The organism is Mycobacterium sp. E3251 (genome assembly GCF_001666835.1).
Classification (GTDB): domain Bacteria; phylum Actinomycetota; class Actinomycetes; order Mycobacteriales; family Mycobacteriaceae; genus Mycobacterium.
The window spans coordinates 12774-32393 of record NZ_LZJF01000034.1 but is presented as its reverse complement, the minus strand read 5'-3'; the positions used below and the strand labels follow the sequence as shown (position 1 = coordinate 32393).

Genomic DNA, 19620 nt, shown 5'->3' with positions numbered 1-19620 from the left:
ACCAGATGCGCCCGGGCAGAGCGGAGTTTCAGATGACGGCTGGGTCAGTGGATCTTTCCGATTTCGCCCTGTGGCGCAACGGATTTCCTGACGAATTGTTCACGGAGTTGCGGCGCAGCCGACCGATTTTCCGCCACGACCTGACCCCCGGTGTCGCCAGGACGGTCCAGCGCCAGTTCTGGGTGACCACCAAACACCGGCATGCGGTCCGGCTGCATCGCGATGTCGAGTCCTTCACCGCGGTCGACGGCCCGCTCATCCAGCCGGTCGGGATGTTCTCGTCGTACCCCACCATCATCAACATGGACCCGCCCGGGCTCAACAAGCGCCGCAAGCTGATCTCGAACGCGTTCAATCCGCGGGCGATCGCCAAGCTCGAGGACGGCATCCGGGCGAGGGCCGCGCGCATGATCGACCGCATGCTGGTCGAGGGCGGCGGCGATTGGATCGAGGACGTCGCGGACGCCCTGCCGATGACGGTCATCGGCGACATCATCGGCATACCGGAAGACGACCGGCCCCGCATCTTCGACGGCCTGGACCGGATATTGAAGGCCAACTCACCGGAGGTGCAGCTGAGCCGGCAGGACGAAACCGACCTCTACGCCAACATCTTCGGGTACGCGATGGACCTCACCGCGGAGAAGCGACGCAATCCCACCGACGACATCTGGAGCACGTTGGCCACCGCGGTGATCACCGGCGAAGACGGTGATCACTTCAGCTTGCCACCTCACGAACTCGAATTCTTCTTCTTCGTGCTGGCGTTCGCCGGCAGCGACACCACCAAGAATGCACTGGCCATCGGGCTACAGGCGTTTGTGGCGAACCCGGAGCAGATCGAGCGCTATCGCGAGCAGGAAGCGCTGCGACCCAGCGCCATCGAGGAAGTGTTGCGCTGGGCGTCACCGGTCGCGTACTGGACGCGCACCGCGAAGGTCGACGTCGAGATGGACGGCCAGCGCATAGCGAAGGGCGAGCGGGTGGTGTCGATGCTGCGTTCGGCCAACCGCGACGAGGAGGTCTTCGAATCACCGTTCACCTTCGACATCGGTCGTCAGCCGAACCCTCAGGTGGCCTTCGGTGGCGGCGGACCCCATCACTGCCTGGGCGCCATGCTCGCGCGCGCGGAACTGCGGGCGGTGTTCGACGAACTCTTGCTGCGTTGCGACGACATCGCCCTCGGCCCGGCGAAAGTGGCTTACCCGAACCTGACCACGAACATGTCGATCTACGACGAAATGCCGATCTCGCTGGCCGGACGGTCGACCTGACTAGTCGCCGATCCCTCAGTCGATCAGCCGCAGCGCGGCCTTGGGGCACTGGTCCACCGCGGCGCGCACGTCGATCTCCAGACGCGGGGGCACGGGCCCGTCCGCGATCTGCACCACGTCCTCGTCCCCCAGCTCGAAGACATCCGGTGCCAGCGATTCGCAGAAGCCGTTGGCCTCACAAAGGTTTTCGTCAACTGTCACGCGCATCAGTTGCCCTCCACTTCTCTACAGGCCCTTGGGTCGGGTCCCGATCACCCCGCTGGTTGCGAGGCGCGTCAGTTCTTCGTCGGTCAGCCCGCACCGCTCGCGCAGTATCTCTTCATTGTGCTCGCCCAGCCGCGGCGGTGGCCGCAGCAGCCATCTGTCCTGGCCGGCCAGCCGGGCGAACGGCGGGCACGGATAGAGACCGGCGCCGGTGCTGGGGTGGTCGAGGGTCTCCAAGAATCCCCGGTGACGCAGTTGGGGATTCTCGACGACCAACGACGGCGACACCACCGGCGCGGCGGGGATGCCGGCGGCCGCCAATCGCTCCACCGTCGAGTCGAGGGGTTGGCGCGCGAACCAGTCCGCCAGCCGGCGATCGACGTCGTCGCCCCGCCGTCGCCGCCCGGCGACGGCGGACAGTTCCTCGTCGCACCACGCCGGTCGATCCATCACCTCGACCAGGGCACGCCAGTGCCGGTCGTCGCGCACGGTGACCGCGATCCAGTCGTCTTCCCCTCCACACCGGTAGATGTTTTGGATCGAGTCGCCGTGACCGCGGTTGCCGCGCCGGGTCAGCGTTATCCCGAAGACCTCGGATTCGATCGCCTGTATCGCGGTGGCATTGAGCACCGTCTCGAGCATCGGCAGCTCGAGTTGCTGTCCCGATCCGGTGCGTTCGGCGAAGTTCAGCGCGGCCAGCACGGCGAACGCGGCGTGCACACCGGCCAGCGGATCGCAAGCCCCGCGCGGTGTGACCGGCGCGGTCTCGGGCAGCCCGGTCACCCAGGCCAGGCCGGCGAGCTGCTCCATGGTGGGAGCGAATCCGACGCGATCCCGCCACGGTCCATCCAGTCCGAACGCGGGCATCCGGGCGACGACGAGCTTGGGGTTGACGTTGAGCAGCACGTCGGCGGTCAGGCCGAACTGGTCCATCACCCGCGGGGAGAAGTTCTCGATCACCACGTCGGCGCCGGCGGCCAGCTCGGTGAACAGGCGGCGCCCGTCTTCGGAACCCAAATCCAGTGTGACGGAACGCTTGTTGGTGTTCATGGCGTGGAAGACCCAGCCGTACTCCCACCAATCGTCGACGTCGGTGCGCATGCCGCCCGAGTATCGGATGCCGTCCGGTCGCTGTATCGACTCCACCTTGACGACGTCGGCGCCGAAGGCGGCCAGCAGGTGGGTGGCCGCGGGACCCGCCCAGAACGCGGTCAGGTCGACGATGCGCACACCGGCCAGGGGCAGCCCTGCCTGCGTCGCGCTCCTCGTGGATTCGCTTGGCGACCAGAGGGTTTCGTCATTGGCCTCGCCGAGAGCGGGGGTCGGCCGCGGCGGGGTGGGAGCGCATGCCGACATCAACCAGGGGGGCCGGGGCTGGTGAAAGCCGGCGGGGTTTTCGACGAATGCGCCGCGCTCGGTGACGTATTCCATCTCCCGGATCGTGGAGCCGTTGCCAAGCGCCGCGATGGGCAGCCGGAACAGTTGGCCCAGTTCGACGATTTCCCCGACGGTGCGTTCGGCCAGCCACGGGCCGATCTGTTCGCGGATCAGGTCGCGGTAGGCCCACCGGCCGATCTGGAAGCGGAGTTGTTCGATCTCTTCGAGCTGCGGGCATTCGACCATGGCGACGAAGTCGAGCCATTGCTGGCCGGTGACCATGGTGATCCCGACGTAGCCGTCCTTCGCGGGCTCGATCGATGGCACTTCGAGCGTGCGGCGGATGGGTGGCACCCGCAGCAGCTGGGAGTGCAGCCATTCGCTGCTCTGCATCGCGGTCAACGCCTCGAGCATGGAAAGATCGAGCTGCTCACCGGGACCACCGCGCTCGACGCGGCGGCGCACGGCCAGGGCGCCGAATGCGGCGTAGACGCCGCCCATGTACTCCCCCAAGTCGCCGCCGATCGAGATGGGCGGTCCCGCCGGATCGCCGCGGAAGCCGGGCGAGCCCGCCCACGCCTGCAGGGTGAACTCGCTGGCGGCACGGTCGGCGTACGGTCCGGTCCAGCCGAAGTCGGAGATCGTGACGATGATTGCGCGCGGACAGTCCGCCAGCAGCCGCTGCGGGTCAACGCCCAACGCGGCGGCCTGCTCCCGGCCGGCGGTGACCACCACCACGTCCGCGGCGGACAGTTCGGCGGCGAAGCGCTCGGCATCGGGCGGATAAGTCACGCTGCGCTTGCCGGCATTGAGGTAGGCGAAGAACGGCGAGCTCTCCCCATCCGGCATCGGCGAGCCCGTCGCGGAGTATCGTCGGAGCCAATCTCCTTGCGGCGGTTCAATTTTGCACACTTGGGCCCCGGCATCGACCAGCAGCTTTCCGCAGTAACTGCCGGCGATCCGATCACTGATCTCGACGACACGCAGGTCGTGCAGCGGTGTGGGCCGGCCGTCGAACCGCTCGCTCACTTACACCCGCCCTCCCGATCGACGCGCGATCGAAGAAGCTATTTATACCATTACTGCTAAAATAGCTAAGCCAGCGAGTTGCTATGCATCGAGGATCGGATGACCGCCTTGGGAATTGGGAGCGACGCCCGTCGCCGATTGTCGGCGCCGCGGATCGCAGAAATCGTAGCCGACGAGTTGCGCCGCCAGATCATCAACGGTGACCTCGCCGACGGCGATCTGTTGCCGCGGCAAGAGGTGCTCGTCGAGCAGTTCAACGTGAGTCTGGTTTCCCTGCGCGAAGCGCTTCGCATCCTGGAGACCGAGGGCCTGGTTTCGGTGCGGCGGGGCAACCGTGGTGGCGCCGTCGTGCATGCCCCGGCGAAGACCAGTGCCGCGTACATGCTCGGGCTGCTACTGCAGAGCGAGTCCGTAGCGGTCGCCGACCTTGGCATGGCGTTGCAGGAACTCGAGCCCGCGTGCGCCGCGCTGGCCGCCCGGCGCCCGGACCGGGCGGACACCTTGGTCCCGGAGCTCAACCGGGTCAACGACTCCATGGCCGAGAACATCGAGGACGGCGGGCTGTTCACCGAAATCGGCCGTGAATTCCACGATCTCGTGGTCCGCGGCTGCGGAAACCACACCATCATCGCGGTGGTCGGCAGCTTGGAGACGCTGTGGACCAGCCACGAACAACAGTGGGCAGACGAGAGCGCGGCGAGGGGCACCTATCCGTCATTGGCGCAGCGCCGCGCCGTGCTCAGCACGCACGTCAAGCTGACCGAGACCATCGCGGAGGGCGACGTCGACCGGGCGCGCCGCATCGCGGGTCGCCATCTCGCCGACACCCAGACGTACGTGCTCTCCGGTCGGCACGATCAACGAATTCACGCGCTGTCGCCGCAGGCGCTGTCGCGGACGCGGGATTTCCGTCAAACCTGAGAGGCAGCCCGTGAGAACCGCATTGGTCACCGGCGGCAGCGGCGGGATCGGCAAAGGGTGTGGTCGAAAGTTGGCCGAGTTGGGTTACGACGTGGTGCTGGCGGCGCGTCGCGAGGCCCCGTTGCGCGCGGCGGCCGAGGAGATCGGAGCGCGCCACCTCGTGGCCGATGCCTCGGACCCGGACGGATTTGCGGCTGCGACAAGCGCATTGGAGAGAATCGACCTCGTTGTCCACGCCGCCGGCACGCTGGGCGGAACCTACGCGCGCAAGCAGACGTTCGAGCAGTGGCGGACAATCATCTCGGCCAATCTGGATTCGTGCTTCGTGGTGACCGCCGCAGCCCTGCCCAGGATGCGGGCGGGCTCGCGGTTCGTGTTCATCTCCTCGTCGGCGGCGCACGAACCGATGATGGCGCGGACCGCCTACTCGGCATCCAAAGCCGGCATGAACGCGTTCGCCCGGGCCTTGGCCCTCGAAGTCGATCGTGACGGCATCAGCGTCCACATCGTCACCCCCGGCCCGGTGGAAACCGAGATGCTTTCCGATGTTCCCTTCGAGATGTACGCCATCCAGGTCTCCGATGTGGCGGACGCGGTGGCCTGGTTGGATACCGTCGACCCATCGGTCGACCTGCCGGAGATCCGGCTCAGCGCGGTCCAGCGCGGACCGTTCGCCCGGCCGCCGGTCGTTCCCACGGAAGCGCGGCGGCGAGCGGCGCAACGGGGTTGACGGCTACCGCGGCGGAAACGCCTTGATCACCGTTTCACCGAACTCGTGCAGCGAATCGGGCACGGCGAAATCGGCGAACCACACGTAGAACCGCTCGACGCGCTGGGCCGCCAGCCCGGTGAAGTGGCCGATGAGCTCGTCGGCATCCCCGCAGACCAGCCCCGCGCCCAGGTTGCCGAATCGCCGCGTGCTCACCTCGCGCACCGAATCGGGGTCGGTACCTGATCGTATGAACCCCACCATCTGCTGGACCGACATCCGGGCCGTCCCCGCGGCGGGGGCCAGCCTGGGCAACTTGTCGAGGTGGTTCGCCGGCAGGTTCCACCAATCCGCGTGTCTGCGAACGAGTTCCATCATCCGAGGGCCGGTGCCACCCAGGACCAGCGGGATCGGATGAGACCTCGGCGGGGCCTGCGGAGCCGGGCCGTCGCCCGGATCGTCACCCCAGTATTGCTTGATCAACTCGAGGTGCCGCCCGAGCTGCTCGACCCGGGCCACCGCGTCCTGCCGGCCAACATCGAATCGGGCGAACTCCGCGGGCCAGGACCCCGCACCGAGGCCCAAATCGAACCTGCCCTCCGACGCGTCCGACAGGGTGACGGCTTGTTTGGCCAGCACGGCGGGGTGGCGGAAGGCGTCACAAAGGACCAGATGGCCGATTCGCAGCCGTTCCGTCTTGGCCGCCACCCAGCTCGCAATGCCCATTGCCTCCCAAATGCTTTCATCGGGCAGCCCGGGCGCCTCGAGGTGATCGATGAATGCCATGCCGTCGAAGCCGCTGGCCTCGGCGTGACGTGCCCGCTCCACGATGTCGGCCGCCGACAGCCGCACCTGCGGCAGGAACAAATACCACTCGACCATGGCCCACCTAAGCGTTTGTTCCGGTGCGATTGCGCACAAGGCCGCTAGTTTACTATTTTTATTATGTTAGGGGTCTTATGGATGTCGGACTGAATTCGGAGCAGTTGTCGCTGCGCGACACGGCGCGTGATGTCCTACGCACCGAGTGCCCGCCCGACTCCTCGCGCCAAGCGATGACGGATCCGGAGCGGTGGCGCACCCTATGGAAGACAGTCGTCGATCTCGGTTGGACGGAACTGGCCGCGCCCGGGGCCGGCGACTACGGACCGGTCGAGCTCGCGGTAGTGCTCGAGGAGTGCGGTGCCGCCATCGCGCCCATCCCCTTGTTGAGCAGTGTCGGCCTGGCCGCCGGCGCGTTGCGGGGCACGGGCCTCGACGCAGTTCTCGACGACATCGCCGGCGGAGCCGTCGCCACCCTGGCCGTGCACGCCAGGGGATCTCGGCTGCCGGGGGCGCCGATGACCCTGCGCGGGGGACGCCTGCGCGGGCGCGCGGTCGCGGTCCCCAACCTGACCCGCTCCGAGTTGCTCGTCACGCTGGCGCGCGCCGACGGTGGCGCCAGTGGCCCCGACGGCACGGTGGTGGCGGTCGCGCGCTGCGGCGACGGGGTGACGGTGATCGCGGGCGAGTCGACCGATCCCGCGCAGCCGCTGGCGGACGTCGAGGTCGACGCGGAGCCGTTGGCTGCTGCGCCCGTCGATCTCGACAGCGCGTTGACGGCGCCGTTGATGGCCGCGGCAGCCGACTTGGTGGGCACCGCGAGCGCAGCCTTGCACCGCGCCGTTGAGCACGCGAAGACTCGCCGCCAGTTCGGCACCCCGATCGGCGCGTTCCAGGGGATCAAGCACGCGCTCGCCGACAACTATGTCGGCCTGGAGCGCGCCCGCAGCCTCACCTACGCCGCGGCCGCCCGGCTCGGCGATCCGGCCACGACGCCCGCGGACGCCTGGACCACAGCGGCGCTCGCCAAGGCGGCGGCCGGCGATGCGGCCGCCAATTGTGCGAGAACCGCGGTGCAAGTGCACGGGGCGCTCGGGCAGACCTGGGAGCACGACGCCCACCTCTATGTCCGCCACGCCTGGCAGGCCGCCGCGATGCTGGGAGACAGCCGCGCGCTCTATCACGAGGTCGGCCGCCGTTTCGCTGGAGGCGCGGCATGAGCGCGGTGGTCGACGAATTCGGGGCGTGGCTGACGGAGTTTCTGCCGAAGGACTACTACGAGAATTATCGCGATTATCGCTGGGATCTGGGGCTGCGGCGCGACTACCAGCGAGCTGCCTTCGAGGCCGGATGGATACAGCCGACCTGGCCGCGCGAGCACGGCGGCCGATCGCTGGGTCTGCGCGATGCCATGGAGGTCCGGCTCGAGGGGGCGCTGCGGTCCGCGCCCAAGCTGCCCAACATCGCGGGTCCCAATGTCGCCGCACCCGGCATCCGTCAATTCGGCACCGCCGCCCAGATCGACCGCCTCCTGGCTCCCCTGCTGCGCGGTGACGAATGGTGGGCGCTGGGCATGTCCGAACCGGAAGCCGGATCCGATTTCGCCGGCCTGCGCACACGCGCCGAACGCGACGGAGACGTGTTTCGGGTCAACGGCCACAAGATCTGGACCACCCAGGCCCACGAGTCGCGCTGGTGCACCCTGTATGCCCGCACCGATCCGGAGGCGCCGAAGCACCGGGGCATTTCCTGCTTGATCCTCGACCTGCATTCGCCGGGGGTGCGGATCGAGCCCATCCGGATGGCGTCGATCTCCGACGAGACATTCTGCGAGGTCTTCCTCGACGATGTCGAAGTTCCGATGGAAAACCTGCTGGGCCCGCTGCACGGTGGGTGGAACGTCGCGCTGTCGTCGTTGCACCACGAACGCCAGATGATCTGGATCATGAACTGGGTCGAGATCAAGCGTGGACTCGACTCGGTACGCAGGGCGCAGCCGACCGCCGATATCTGCATCGAGCTCGGTTCGCTGCTGGCCGATGCCGAAGCGTTGCGGGCCACCGGATACCGCGCCCTGGGCAACGAATTGGCGGGACGTCCGAGCCCCGAAGCAGACACCATGAAGCTGCTGGGATCGATTACTTTGCAACGGGTTTGGGAGCTCGCCGCCGTTACCGAGGGAACGCAGTCGCTCACCGACCCGGATCTGCTCTTCGAACGCCAGGACGCGCTGGCCGCGACCATCTACGGCGGAACATCGGAGGTCCAGCGCAACATCATCGCCGAGCGGTTGCTCGGGCTGCCGAAGGGATGACGACGATGGATTACGACCTCGGCGACGACGCCGCACAACTGCGAAACCACCTGCGCGAGCTGGTGTCCAACCACATCCCCGCCGACTTCCTGGGCGCCTGCACCGAGAACCCGCAGGATCTCGCCACCACCGAGACGTTCTGCAAATTGCTGGCCGCCGAGGGCCTCCTGGCGCTGGCGTGGCCGAAAGAGCATGGCGGCGGCGGTGGTTCGGTGTGGCAGCAGACGGTGCTGCGCGAGGAGATGTGGGCCCAGCACGAGCCACGCGGTCCCCAATACATGGGAATCAATTGGGTGGGCCCGGCCCTGATGCGCTACGGAACGGCCGAACAGAAGGCCAAGCACCTGGCCGCCATCGCCGCCGGCGACGTGATCTGGTGTCAGGGCTTTTCCGAGCCGGAGGCCGGTACCGACCTCGCCTCGTTGCGTACCCGCGCCGTCCCGGACGGGGACGGCTGGCGCATCACCGGACAGAAGGTGTGGACGTCGTACGCGCTGATGGCGTCCTGGTGTGTGCTGGCGGCCTGCACCGATCCCGAGGCCCCAAAGCCCAAGCGGCTCACGCTCTTTCTGATTCCGATGGACCGGCCCGGCTTCACCGTCCGGCCTATCGGGTCGATGCTGGGGCCGCATCACCTCAACGAGATGTTCCTCGACGACGTGCAGGCGTTCCCCGGTGATGTTCTCGGCGAGGTCGGCGACGGCTGGCGGGTCATGCGCGAGGCGCTGGCATTCGAGCGCGTGGGCATCGCCCGCTACGCCCGCTGCGAATCGTTGCTCGACCGGATGTGCACCCAGCTCGGCGACGACTGGGACGGGCTGCCCGAATCGCTTCGCTCGCGGTGGGTGCGGGCGCTGGTCGATCTACGGGTCGCCCGGTTGCTGGCCTACCGAGCCGTGTCGCTGCAGGACGACCCGGCGGCGGGCGCGGCGGCCAGTGCAGCCCGCATCGCCACCACGACGTGTGACCAGCAGGTCGCCGAGCTACTTTTCGACGTGCTGGGCCCCGTCGCGCTGGACAGCGGCGCGAGTGCCGCGCTGCACGGGGCGATCGAAGACCATTGGCGTTACGCACAGGCCGCCACCGTGGCATCGGGCACCATCGAAGTGCAGAAGATGTTGGTGGCCCGGGACGTATTGGGAGAGCACCGGTGAAAACTGATCTGCCACAAGACATCAGCGACTTCGCTGCCGTCGCCGCCAAGCGGTTGGGCCGGCTGGGCGGGCCACCGGCAGCGTTGCGCGCCGAAACCGACGACAGCATCCGGGACGCGGCGCGGGGTTCCCTCGGCGAGGTTGGCGCGTTCGAGCTCGATGTCCGATCGGCGCCCGACGACCTGCTCGCCGCAGCCGTGCTGTGCCGCGCCGCTGGCGCGACCGTGCTGCCCTATCCCCTCGTCGAGGAGTTGCTGGCTATTGACGGCGCCCGCCTTGCCCTGATCGATCCCTGCGCGCCGCGCATCGACCATGGCGACCTGCCCGGCGACTGGATCGCCGCCGACCTGGACGGCACCCGGTACCACCCGCGGCCGGCTGCGCGGACCAACGCCAAGCTCGGCCCGTTCCTGGTGCCCGCATCCCTCGGCGAACCCGACGGAACCGTTCCGCCCGCCGACGTTAACCTTCACCTCGTGCTGGGGTCATGGCGGATTCTGGGATCAGTGCAGCAGGCGCTGCAGATCGTCACCGATCATGTGCGCGCCCGGGTTCAGTTCGGTAAGCCACTCGCGGATTTTCAGGCCGTCCGGTTCGCCGTGGCGGAAGCCGCGGTCGCGGTGCGCGGACTGTACGAATTGGCGAAATTCACCGTCTGCCGTCCGGAATCGCTACCGATAGAGGTTCGTTCGGCCGACGCGCTCGTCCTTCGGCTCAAGGCGTCCGACACCGCAAGGCAGGTGCTACGCACCTCGCACCAACTGCTCGGCGCACTGGGCTTCTGCGATGAGTCCGATGTCAGCGTGCTCGACCGGCATACCCAGCCGCTGATCCGGCTGCCCCTTAGCGCCGAGGCGCTCGCGTTGCGGCTGATCCCGGGCGTCCCCGACGGCTCCTTCGAGACGCTGTTCAGCGGGCCGGTATCGGCGTGAGCGAGCCCGCCGCGACCGAAGTGGCAGCCAACCCGTTAGCGGACGGAATCCCGTTCGGAACCAAACTTCAACAGCTCGCCGAACAGTGTCGCGACGACATCGGGGTGACGGTGGTCGCCCTCGATGGCACCGCGCAGTCGCTGACATTCGGTGAACTCGACGCCCGCGCCAACCAGTGGGGCCGGGCGCTGGCCGCCCACGGCGCCGAGTCCGGTTCCCTTGTCGCGCTGGCAATCCCGAATTCGATCCACCTGGTGCTGGCCACGCTGGGATGCTGGAAGATCGGCGCCGTTCCGGTTCCCATGCATTGGGACCTGCCGGAGTGGGAGCGTGACAGGGTGCGCGAGGTGATCAACCCCGCGGTCGTCGTGGACGAGGCGAGTCGGTGGCGCCTCGAGGCGCGGGCGGCGGCCGAGTCCGACAGCGCGCTGCCCGAAGCCGTCTCCCCCAACGTGAATGGCATCTGCAGCAGCGGTTCGACCGGCGTGCCGAAGGTGATCCTGAGCCTGGCGCCATCGCTGTGGACGCCACAGCACGGCGAGCCGTTCCTGGCGAACTGGACGCCGGTGGCTCAGCCGCAGACCATCATGGTGCCCGCGCCGATGTATCACACCAACGGCTTCGCCACCTTCTTCTTCCTGCTGGCCGGCGACCGTTTGGTGGTGCTGGAAAAGTTCGATGCCGCACTGGTTCTAGATGTGATCGAACGTTTCAAGATCACCAATTTCACCGCCACGCCGACAATGCTGGCGCGCATCGCGGCCCGGCCGGACGTCCGGGAGCGGGACCTGTCCAGCATCGTGTTCATCCTGCAAGGCGCCGCCGTGATGCCGCCGTCGCTCATGCATACCTGGTTCGAACTGCTGAGCCCGCAGCAGATCGTGTCGGCATACGGCATGACCGAAAACCTCGGGCTCACGGCCTTACGCGGTGACGAGTGGCTGGCCCACCCGGGTAGTGTCGGCCGCGGCTTCCGCGATACCGAGATCCGGATTCTCGACGCCGGAACGAGACAGCTTGGCCCTGGTGAACACGGCGAGATCTACCTGCGTGCACCGATGAGCGCGGGATCCCGCTATGTGGGCGGCGCGGCGCCACTGCCGTCCACCGAGGATGGCTTCCGTTCCGCCGGCGATATCGGCTACCTGGACGAGGATGGCTACCTCTATATCGTCGACCGCCGAGTCGACATGATCGTCACCGGCGGCGCGAATGTCTTTCCGGCGGAAGTGGAATCGGCATTGGCGGGTCACCCCGGGATCGCCGACGTCGTCGTCATCGGCCTCGCCGACCCGCAATGGGGACGCCGAGTGCACGCGGTGGTGCAGCTCGCCGACGGCGTGGCGCTCACCGAGGAGCAGGTGATCGAGTACGCCAAGAGCCGGCTCGCCCACTACAAGGCGCCCAAGACCGTCGAGTTCGTCGACGCGATTCCCCGCACCGCGGCGACCAAGGTCAATCGTTCGGCGATGATCGAGGCGCGGGGCGGCTGAGGGCCGAAAGTCAGCCCACGGTCGCGATCCCGGCGTTGGATATCGTGAACCCGCGACCCGAGGTCACAGTGCACGTCACGCCGTCCGTCTCCGACCGGCAGCTGAACGGGCCGGCTCCCTTCGTCTGCCCGTAACCGAGGATCGGGGTGCCCTCCGCCGGATTGGCCAGACAGCCCTCACCACTGCAACGGGATAGAACGCCGGCGGCATCCATCGTCACCGACTGCGGCGGGGAGATGCTGAAGCAGAACGCTTCGTCGGGGATGCCGCGGCGCTGGTAATCAATTTCGCAGCTGATGTTGCGCGACGGGGACAGGAAAGCCACGTAGTTGTCCTGATCGGCGGCGGCCATCGGCGTGAACACCTGCGGCGCAAGAACGGTCCCGGCGCCGCCCAGTACGGTTGCCGCGGCTGTCAGCGCTTTTTTCAACACATGCTCACCGTGCCATAGTTCTGCCCCAGCCACACCCTAACCACTCACGACCTCGAAAGCCGTTGCCGGCTTTGTCAACCCGCCGACGGCGCCGAGGCTCGCTCCATTTCCCGGGCGCGCTTGAGCATGGTTTTTGCGGCTCGCATCGACAACGCCGGCGAAAGCCGCTCGAGGTACCAAAACGCCTTCCACCACCCGGGCACCACGATGATCGCGTCTCCGCGCAATACGGCACGAAGGGCGCGCTCGGCGAATTTCTCGGGCGCAAGGGGGTGCATCCGCTCCCACATTTTCAGGATTTCCTCGTTGCTGAACCCTGCCATATCGGTGCGTCCGTACTTGCCGCCGGTAAGGATCGGGGTCCGGATCACGCCAGGGCAGAGCACCGAGACCTGCACCCCGTGGCGCTCGGCCTCCAGCCGTAACGATTTCGACAGCGCGACGACGGCGTGTTTGGTCGCGGTGTAGCTTGCCTGGCCCGCAGTCGTCATGAGACCGGCCATGGAGGCCGTGTTGACGATATGCCCGGAGTGCTGCCGGATCATGATCGGATACACCGCTTGGATACCGTGCACGACACCGCGCAGGTTCACATCGAAGACGTCGTTCCAGTCGTCAAGCGTGTACTTGTCGACCTCGCCGGCGACTCCGATGCCGGCATTGTTGAACAGGTAGTCGATCCGCCCTGACTGCTGCACCGCCTCAGCGACGGCGCGCTCAAACGATCGGTAGTCGCGCACATCGAGCTCGATCGCGTGCGCCTTACCCCCGCCGCTGTTGAGGCGCTCTGCGAACTCACGTGCGGGACCGATCTGCCGATCGGCGATCCAAACCTCGGCGCCCCCGGCGACCAGCTCGGCGGTCAATGCCGCGCCGATGCCGGACGCGCCGCCGGTGACGAATGCAACCTTTCCGGATACGCTCGCTGCCATTCCAGCAGCCTAAACCCTGAATCCTGGCTGGTAGAGCAGATTCTGGCAGCAAAGCCGTCGACACGGCGCGCCACGCCGGCGCCGCGGCCCTCAACCATGTGTCGCCCGGAATCTCCGGTTGCTCGGATACGCGGTGAGCCCACGGTAACCTCATTCTCATAGCGCGCACCGCGCCGCGGAAGGGGACGAATCGCTCATGACCGACCTTGGCGACGACGTCGAAGTGACGCGCGGTGACCGCTTCATCAAGACCGCCGTCGAGATATTGGGCGAAACCGGGCGCACCGACTTCACCGTGCAGGAAGTCGTCGCCCGCTCCAAAACATCGCTGCGCGCCTTCTACCAGCATTTCAGCAGCAAGGACGAGTTGCTGCTCGCGCTGTTCGATCGGACCATCGCCCAATCGGTGCAAACCTGGCGGACGGAGACCGACGGGCTGGACAGCACCGCGGCACTGAAGCTGGTCATCGACCGCATCAGCCAGCAACCGGAATCGAGCACCCAAGACAGCCTCAATCGCGCGCTGACCCTCTACAACCAACATCTGGCCGAGACCCGTCCCCGCGACTACGCCCGGGTGCTCTCACCCCTGCATCGACTCATTCGCGGCATCGTGGGCCAGGGCATCACCGAGGGCGTCTTCAACCCTGGAGTGGACGTCGGTGCGGCGGCCGCCATCGTCATGCAGACGGTAATGGGGGCACAGCGATTGCATTGGCTGGGAACGGAATTGAACGGAGCTCCGGTCGACGTCGGTCAACTGTATGACTTCTGCAGTCGCGCCCTGGGCATCCGGGACGGCGACGAAGAATCGAACACGCCATCGTTAAGCGAACTGTTCGCCCAGATCGGCATGAGGCCGGGAACCCACGATGGCGAATTCGCGATGACGATGCCGGTCAGCCCGGCCGTCGTGAACACTTCCGGCGCGCTGCAGGGCGGCCTGATCGCGACCCTCGTCGACGTGGCGGGCGGTCAGTTCGGGCTGGACTACCTGCAGCCGGACACCACGATGACGACGGCGGACCTCTTCATCCGTTACCTGCGCCCGATCCGGCAGGGCTCGGCCGTCGCGGTGCCCCGGATGCTGCGGTCCGGGCGACGGGCGATGGTGATGCAGGTCGACATCTACGGCGAAGCCGACGACGAGCTCGCCGCGACCGCGACGGTGAATTTCGCCGTCATCAACGGAGCGACGCCGAACCTTCCCAACTGGCCGGACGCCTAGCCGGCGACGACGAGCGTCACGCCGGCGTGACGTCCAGCGCGGGCGACCGAGCGGGAGCGGAATAGGGCGCTACACGCGACGGGGCCGAAGTGGTAACGTCATTACCACCTATAGAGAACCCGAGTACTTCCGCAAGGAGATCGCCATGCCGTCTCGCGAACTTTCCTTTCCCGTGTTCGACGCGGACAACCACATGTACGAGCCGCAGGAGGCGCTGACCAAGTTCCTGCCGGAGAACCGCAAACGCGTCATCGACTACGTGCAGGTGCGCGGCCGGACCAAGATCGTGGTGCGCGGGCACATCAGCGAGTACATCCCCAACCCCACCTTCGAGGTGGTGGCACGCCCCGGCGCCCAGGAGGACTATTTCCGCAACGGCGCGCAGGGCAAGAGCTACCGCGAGATCCTGGGCGAGCCCATGAAGGCCATCCCCGCCTTCCGCGAACCCGGCGCGCGGCTGGAGGTGATGGACGAACTCGGCATCGACTACGCCCTGATGTTCCCGACCCTGGCCAGCCTGGTCGAGGAGCGCATGAAGGACGACCCGGAGATGACCCACGACGTTATCCACGCGCTGAACCAGTGGATGCATGAGCAGTGGTCGTTCAACTACAAGGACCGCATCTTCGCCACCCCTGTGATCACCCTGCCCATCGTCGAGCGGGCGCTCGAAGAACTCGAATGGTGCCTGGAGCGCGGCGCCCGCACCGTGCTGGTCCGCCCGGCGCCGGTGCCCGGCTATAAGGGCAGCCGGTCGTTCGGCCTCGAAGAATTCGACCCGTTCTGGCAGGCGTGCATCAAAGCCGAGATTCCGGTATCGATGCACGCCTCGGACAGTGGTTACTCAGAGTTCGCCAACGTCTGGGAACCAGGCGACGAGTTCCTGCCGTTCAAACCGACCGCCTTCCGCAGCTTCGCGATGGGCCATCGCCCGATCCTGGACGCGATGGGTGCGCTGGTCTGCCACGGCGCTTTGTCCCGCAACCCGGAGCTGCGGATCCTGTCGATCGAAAACGGCGCCGACTGGGTGCCAGACCTTTTCAAGGGCCTCAAGGGCGTCTACAAGAAGATGCCGCAGTCGTTCAGCGAGGACCCCATCGAGGCGTTCAAGCGCTGCGTCTACATCACGCCGTTCTGGGAGGACCGGTTCACCGAGATCGTCAAGATGGTCGGCACGGACCGAGTGCTTTTCGGCTCCGACTGGCCGCACCCCGAGGGCCTGAAGGACCCCATCTCCTTCGTTGACGAGCTCACCGACTTCGACGAGGCGGACATCGCCAAGATCATGGGCGGCAACCTGATGAAGCTGATGAAGGTTTCTGCGCCGGCCAAGAAGCCAGTCTCCGCCTGATCAGTCGGCTTCGTCGAAGACGGAAACCACGCCCTTGGTCTCGAACAGCGCGAGGCCGACGTCGGCGGGTGTTCGGTGCCCGTGCTGACGCAGGATCGCATCCAGGTCTTCACGGGTAATCCGGCAACGCCTCAGGTTCGCCTCGTTGAGCTCGCCGTCGCGGATCAGCACCCGGACCGGCGGGTCGACGAGCCGGCGCACCCACGGGATGAAGCGCAGCCGCGCCACGAGGTCATGGGCGGCGATCAGGGCCACCAGCGCTGCAGACCCTGTGAGCCATGAGGTGTCGGCGGCGGTCGCGGTTCGACCCACGATGGCGCCGACCGCGACGGCGGTGACCCAGTCGAACGGCGTGAATTCGGCGATGGTTCGCCGCTGCGTGAGCCGGAAAGCAGTTGCGGCGGTGGCGAATAACGCGAGGGCCTTGAGCGCCGCGTAGGCTGCCGGTCGCCACCCGTCGAAGAATTGCAGTACGAATCCGTTCATCGCACAACCGGCCGGTGGTCAGGAGCCGGAGCTGCCCGCGAAACTGCCACCCTGCCGGGCGAATTCAGTGGTCCATTCGCTCATGTCGTCCCTCCTTGCGCGGTCGCCGATGTGGCTGTGAGCACCGTGCACGCGACTCGGCAGTACCCGTCGACGCGGCGTGTAAACCCACGTCGGCGGGTATACGCCACGTGATGACGTGCGTTGCGCGGTCAGAGTGACGGGAGGACAGATGAGCGTGGCATCGGAAGGCCGGGCACCGGTCAGCATCGACCCCGACGTCGAGTTTCTCGCCGAGCAGATTGAGGCCCTCCGGGCTTTGGGCCAAAAGGATTCGGTTGACGACGACGAACTTTACGACTTGAGCGTCCGTTGGGGCGCGGCGCTGGCGGGGCGGCTGCCCCGCCTCGTGCACTACAGCTCGCTCGGTCTGCTAGACGACGCGGATCAGCACCGGTTCCAGTCACTCTGCGAGGATCTCCGCGGGGTTGCCGGTCTCGCCGAAAAGTTGGGGCTGCCGCGCCCGGCGCTGCCCGGCGATCAGATCGCGCGGGCAAAGGGACGCCGCCTCAGGATGCGGTCGCGTTCTCCGAAGCCGAGTTCACCAGGCTGAGGAAATCCCGCTCCGGCAACACGATCCCGGTGCGCGGCTTCGGACAATCCGGATTGCGGCACGTCAGCGCCACCATGTAGGCGTCCTCATCCTCGTTGAGGAACAGAAACCCCAGATACAGGGCGTGGCCGACCTCGAACTCGGTTCCGCCGCACGCCTCGCAGTGGCCGCCCTTGGCGGAGACGTTTTCCATAACTCGGTGCCGTGCAGCGGAATTGAGGTCGATCAGTTCCGGCCGCACCGTCGGGTCGCCACCGGTCATGTCAAATCTCCACGTCTTTGTCGTAGTGGACATGGTCCTCGCGCCAGCCGCCCAAGCCCTTACCGATGCCGGCATAGTCGTTGATGAACTCGATCCGGTTGATCCACTTGACCATCTTGAATCCAACCTGGGTCTCCACCCGCAATCGCAGCGGAGCCCCATGCTTGATGGGCAGCGGCCGACCGTTCATCTCATATGCGAGGAGCGTCTGCGGCTTGTAGGCGAGCTCGAGGTCCATCACCTCGTAGAACTGGCCCCCCGGCGTCTCCGCCGCGGGTTCGTCACGCCCCGTCTCCTGCATACTGAGGAAGCAGATGTACTTGGCTTGCGGTAACGGCCGCACCACATCCGCCAGCTGGGCAAGCAGAATTCCGCTCCACTCGCCGATGCTTGTCCACCCTTGCACGCAGTTGTGCATCGTCCGCTGGGTTTGCCGCTCGGCGAGCGCCCGCAGCGCGGCCAAGTCCAAGGTCACCGGGTTCTCGACGAGTCCACCGACCGGTAGCCTCCAGTCGACGAAGTTGTGGACCGCCATCACCTTGTATTCCGTACTGGCGGGCGGCTTTCCGTTCACCCGGTGATCCTTGGTCAACTTGCGAACCGGATAGTCTTGCCGGGAATTCAAGGGCCGCAGCAAGAGCAGCCGGGCGCCGGTCACCACGGCGCCGAGTATGCGACGCACTTGGACGGGATGGCGGAGGCTCCATTTGGTGGCCGCGACGTGGACGGCGATGATGGCTCCAATGATCATCAGCGACAGCGCCGTCGCCCAATTGATGTTGCGCACGGAGCCGAAGATCATCGACGCCGTCAGTTGGCCCCAGCCCCAGAAGAAAATCATCGACAGGTGGATCAGGATGAAGACGACGAAAGCCACCAACCCCAGGAAATGCAGGCTTCTGGCCCACTGCCGGCCACCCCACATCCGCACGTACCAGGGGAAGCGCGCCTCGATCGCCGGTGACTGCGCGGCGCCAGTCAGAATTTGGAACGGCGCAAGTATGAAGACGACCCCGGCATAGGTCAGCTTCTGAATTGCGTCCAACGGCTCGCCGGGGAGCAGCGGCGGCAGGTTGAACGACATGTACGTGATGATGTCATTGGCCGCCTCGGGAAAGATCGACCACGAATAGGGCCAGTATCGATGCCATTGGCCGGTCGCGAAAAGCAGGACGTAGTAGGACAATCCGAGCAGAATCCAGCAGATCACCGTGAAGAAGTGCCAATGGCGACCCATACCCAATTTCTTGTGACCGGGTAGCGCGACGAGCGAGCTATAGGACTCTTCTTCGTCGAGGGTGTCGTATAACCGGTTGCGCGGCATGACCTTGCGGGTAAAGCGCGCCCATTCGCTGCCGGGTTTGCTGTCGTCGTGCCAATACAACTTCGGGTGGGTGCCGAGGATCTCGATGCCGCTGCGGATGATCAGGGTGACGAATAGGACGTTGAGCCAATGATCCACTCGCAGCCACGCCGGATAGTCGAGTGTCGTCATGCATGAGCTCCAGTCAGTCGTACCACTGCTGCCGTTGGGGGTAGGCCACGTTGACGGCGGACAGCACCGTCGTGTGCACCGCGATGAACGCGGCGGCGAACGCCAAAGCGAACGTGCCCGGCGCGAGGTCCCATCGGCCGGTCAGCGACTCCAGCCCCGGCAGGGTGACCCACCGGCTGACGAGGTAGACCGCGAGGAAGGCGAAGCAGATCACGCTGCCGAGGTACCACCCCGCCTGTGGCACACGCGGTTTGACGGCGAACACCATCGCGGCCACGGCCGCGAGGCAACAGGCCGCCAGCAAAGCCGAGTACACGGAGAAGTACCAGGGAACGTCCGGTTCCCTGATCCATACGTAGGCGTGTAGCGCTACCAGACCCACCAGCAGCGATGCGCCCAGTGCGGTCACCGTTCGCGGCAGGTTGAACGCAACCCAGCCGTTCAGGGTGAGCACCGGTGAGGCCACGATGCTTCGCCAGATCGAGATCAACCGCCGCGGGACGACATTGACCATGAAGCCGTGGTACCCGCGCTGATTAATTACAAACTGTCCTGGTTAAATTGCCGGGACCGTAGCCCGACGCGCGCCAC

General features: G+C 66.5%; 20 protein-coding genes. 11 read left to right on the top strand and 9 right to left on the bottom strand.

What is annotated here, in order from left to right:
* Positions 1-32 precede the first annotated feature (32 nt).
* Positions 33-1274 carry a cytochrome P450 gene (locus tag A5697_RS04450; protein WP_068008466.1) on the top strand — a complete coding sequence of 414 codons (1242 nt, stop codon included), beginning with the start codon at positions 33-35 and terminating at the stop codon, positions 1272-1274.
* A 15-nt stretch (positions 1275-1289) separates the two neighbouring features.
* Here the strand turns inward: A5697_RS04450 and A5697_RS04445 are convergent, their stop codons facing one another.
* Together A5697_RS04445 and A5697_RS04440 are read right to left on the bottom strand one after the other, a co-directional pair.
* A complete protein-coding gene (locus A5697_RS04445) occupies positions 1290-1481 on the bottom strand; it encodes a ferredoxin (protein ID WP_067947112.1) in 192 nt (63 codons plus the stop codon).
* Between the two features lie 18 nt (positions 1482-1499).
* A complete protein-coding gene (locus A5697_RS04440) occupies positions 1500-3884 on the bottom strand; it encodes a CoA transferase (RefSeq protein WP_068008355.1) in 2385 nt (794 codons plus the stop codon).
* A gap of 99 nt (positions 3885-3983) precedes the next feature.
* Between A5697_RS04440 and A5697_RS04435 the strand changes: the two genes are divergently transcribed.
* Positions 3984-4805, top strand: coding sequence for a FadR/GntR family transcriptional regulator (locus tag A5697_RS04435; RefSeq protein WP_066958635.1), 822 nt, complete (start codon positions 3984-3986; stop codon positions 4803-4805).
* Between the two features lie 10 nt (positions 4806-4815).
* Entirely contained in the window at positions 4816-5535 is a 720-nt protein-coding gene (locus tag A5697_RS04430; protein ID WP_067947115.1) for an SDR family oxidoreductase, read from the top strand.
* Positions 5536-5538: 3 nt separating this feature from the next.
* On the opposite strand, the gene A5697_RS04425 is transcribed toward A5697_RS04430, so the two are convergent.
* A complete protein-coding gene (locus tag A5697_RS04425; RefSeq protein ID WP_068008352.1) occupies positions 5539-6396 on the bottom strand; it encodes an LLM class flavin-dependent oxidoreductase in 858 nt (285 codons plus the stop codon).
* Positions 6397-6473: 77 nt separating this feature from the next.
* Between A5697_RS04425 and A5697_RS04420 the strand changes: the two genes are divergently transcribed.
* From A5697_RS04420 to A5697_RS04400, 5 genes are read left to right on the top strand one after another with little or no spacing between them, the layout of a single operon-like run.
* A complete protein-coding gene (locus A5697_RS04420; protein ID WP_068008349.1) occupies positions 6474-7556 on the top strand; it encodes an acyl-CoA dehydrogenase family protein in 1083 nt (360 codons plus the stop codon).
* Positions 7553-8650, top strand: a complete 1098-nt coding sequence (locus tag A5697_RS04415) for an acyl-CoA dehydrogenase family protein (protein WP_068008346.1) — start codon at positions 7553-7555, stop codon at positions 8648-8650. The genes A5697_RS04420 and A5697_RS04415 overlap by 4 nt, the downstream gene beginning before the upstream one ends.
* Positions 8647-9804: an acyl-CoA dehydrogenase family protein gene (locus A5697_RS04410; RefSeq protein WP_197500913.1), complete on the top strand. Its 1158-nt coding sequence runs from the start codon at positions 8647-8649 to the stop codon at positions 9802-9804. Before A5697_RS04415 ends, A5697_RS04410 begins: the two co-directional genes overlap by 4 nt.
* Positions 9801-10736 (top strand): acyl-CoA dehydrogenase family protein, encoded by a 936-nt coding sequence (locus tag A5697_RS04405; protein ID WP_068008342.1) that lies wholly within the window; start codon positions 9801-9803, stop codon positions 10734-10736. The genes A5697_RS04410 and A5697_RS04405 overlap by 4 nt, the downstream gene beginning before the upstream one ends.
* Complete coding sequence (locus A5697_RS04400) at positions 10733-12229, top strand: class I adenylate-forming enzyme family protein (protein ID WP_068008339.1); 1497 nt, start codon at positions 10733-10735, stop codon at positions 12227-12229. The genes A5697_RS04405 and A5697_RS04400 overlap by 4 nt, the downstream gene beginning before the upstream one ends.
* Positions 12230-12239: 10 nt before the next feature.
* Here the strand turns inward: A5697_RS04400 and A5697_RS04395 are convergent, their stop codons facing one another.
* Positions 12240-12662, bottom strand: a complete 423-nt coding sequence (locus tag A5697_RS04395; protein ID WP_231971972.1) for a hypothetical protein — start codon at positions 12660-12662, stop codon at positions 12240-12242.
* Positions 12663-12736: 74 nt separating this feature from the next.
* Complete coding sequence (locus A5697_RS04390) at positions 12737-13594, bottom strand: SDR family oxidoreductase (RefSeq protein WP_068008336.1); 858 nt, start codon at positions 13592-13594, stop codon at positions 12737-12739.
* 196 nt (positions 13595-13790) lie between these two features.
* On the opposite strand from A5697_RS04390, the gene A5697_RS04385 reads away from it, so the two are divergent.
* Both A5697_RS04385 and A5697_RS04380 read left to right on the top strand, forming a co-directional pair.
* Positions 13791-14822 carry a hotdog fold thioesterase gene (locus A5697_RS04385; protein ID WP_067947129.1) on the top strand — a complete coding sequence of 344 codons (1032 nt, stop codon included), beginning with the start codon at positions 13791-13793 and terminating at the stop codon, positions 14820-14822.
* A 145-nt stretch (positions 14823-14967) separates the two neighbouring features.
* Entirely contained in the window at positions 14968-16173 is a 1206-nt protein-coding gene (locus A5697_RS04380; protein ID WP_067947131.1) for an amidohydrolase family protein, read from the top strand.
* On the opposite strand, the gene A5697_RS04375 is transcribed toward A5697_RS04380, so the two are convergent.
* Positions 16174-16659 (bottom strand): DUF421 domain-containing protein, encoded by a 486-nt coding sequence (locus A5697_RS04375; protein ID WP_068008333.1) that lies wholly within the window; start codon positions 16657-16659, stop codon positions 16174-16176.
* Between the two features lie 232 nt (positions 16660-16891).
* On the opposite strand from A5697_RS04375, the gene A5697_RS26925 reads away from it, so the two are divergent.
* Positions 16892-17272 (top strand): hypothetical protein, encoded by a 381-nt coding sequence (locus A5697_RS26925; RefSeq protein WP_082953233.1) that lies wholly within the window; start codon positions 16892-16894, stop codon positions 17270-17272.
* On the opposite strand, the gene A5697_RS04370 is transcribed toward A5697_RS26925, so the two are convergent.
* Genes A5697_RS04370 through A5697_RS04360 form a run of 3 tightly spaced genes read right to left on the bottom strand, consistent with a single transcriptional unit; the run spans position 17229 to position 19543 of the window.
* On the bottom strand, positions 17229-17534 hold the full coding sequence (locus A5697_RS04370; protein ID WP_068008330.1) for a hypothetical protein: 306 nt from the start codon (positions 17532-17534) through the stop codon (positions 17229-17231). The genes A5697_RS26925 and A5697_RS04370 overlap by 44 nt on opposite strands.
* 1 nt (position 17535) lies before the next feature.
* Positions 17536-19029 carry a molybdopterin-dependent oxidoreductase gene (locus A5697_RS04365; RefSeq protein ID WP_068008329.1) on the bottom strand — a complete coding sequence of 498 codons (1494 nt, stop codon included), beginning with the start codon at positions 19027-19029 and terminating at the stop codon, positions 17536-17538.
* 13 nt (positions 19030-19042) lie between these two features.
* Positions 19043-19543 (bottom strand): oxidoreductase, encoded by a 501-nt coding sequence (locus A5697_RS04360; RefSeq protein WP_068008326.1) that lies wholly within the window; start codon positions 19541-19543, stop codon positions 19043-19045.
* Positions 19544-19620 lie beyond the last annotated feature (77 nt).

Coding starts and splice junctions, on each gene's coding strand:
- A5697_RS04365 (WP_068008329.1), bottom strand. CDS start 19,029: ATGACGACACTCGACTATCCGGCGTGGCTGCGAGTGGATCATTGGCTC.
- A5697_RS04435 (WP_066958635.1), top strand. CDS start 3,984: ATGACCGCCTTGGGAATTGGGAGCGACGCCCGTCGCCGATTGTCGGCG.
- A5697_RS04425 (WP_068008352.1), bottom strand. CDS start 6,396: ATGGTCGAGTGGTATTTGTTCCTGCCGCAGGTGCGGCTGTCGGCGGCC.
- A5697_RS04415 (WP_068008346.1), top strand. CDS start 7,553: ATGAGCGCGGTGGTCGACGAATTCGGGGCGTGGCTGACGGAGTTTCTG.
- A5697_RS04360 (WP_068008326.1), bottom strand. CDS start 19,543: ATGGTCAATGTCGTCCCGCGGCGGTTGATCTCGATCTGGCGAAGCATC.
- A5697_RS04445 (WP_067947112.1), bottom strand. CDS start 1,481: ATGCGCGTGACAGTTGACGAAAACCTTTGTGAGGCCAACGGCTTCTGC.
- A5697_RS04390 (WP_068008336.1), bottom strand. CDS start 13,594: ATGGCAGCGAGCGTATCCGGAAAGGTTGCATTCGTCACCGGCGGCGCG.
- A5697_RS04375 (WP_068008333.1), bottom strand. CDS start 16,659: ATGAACGGATTCGTACTGCAATTCTTCGACGGGTGGCGACCGGCAGCC.
- A5697_RS04370 (WP_068008330.1), bottom strand. CDS start 17,534: ATGACCGGTGGCGACCCGACGGTGCGGCCGGAACTGATCGACCTCAAT.
- A5697_RS04410 (WP_197500913.1), top strand. CDS start 8,647: ATGACGACGATGGATTACGACCTCGGCGACGACGCCGCACAACTGCGA.
- A5697_RS04450 (WP_068008466.1), top strand. CDS start 33: ATGACGGCTGGGTCAGTGGATCTTTCCGATTTCGCCCTGTGGCGCAAC.
- A5697_RS04420 (WP_068008349.1), top strand. CDS start 6,474: ATGGATGTCGGACTGAATTCGGAGCAGTTGTCGCTGCGCGACACGGCG.
- A5697_RS04380 (WP_067947131.1), top strand. CDS start 14,968: ATGCCGTCTCGCGAACTTTCCTTTCCCGTGTTCGACGCGGACAACCAC.
- A5697_RS04385 (WP_067947129.1), top strand. CDS start 13,791: ATGACCGACCTTGGCGACGACGTCGAAGTGACGCGCGGTGACCGCTTC.
- A5697_RS26925 (WP_082953233.1), top strand. CDS start 16,892: ATGAGCGTGGCATCGGAAGGCCGGGCACCGGTCAGCATCGACCCCGAC.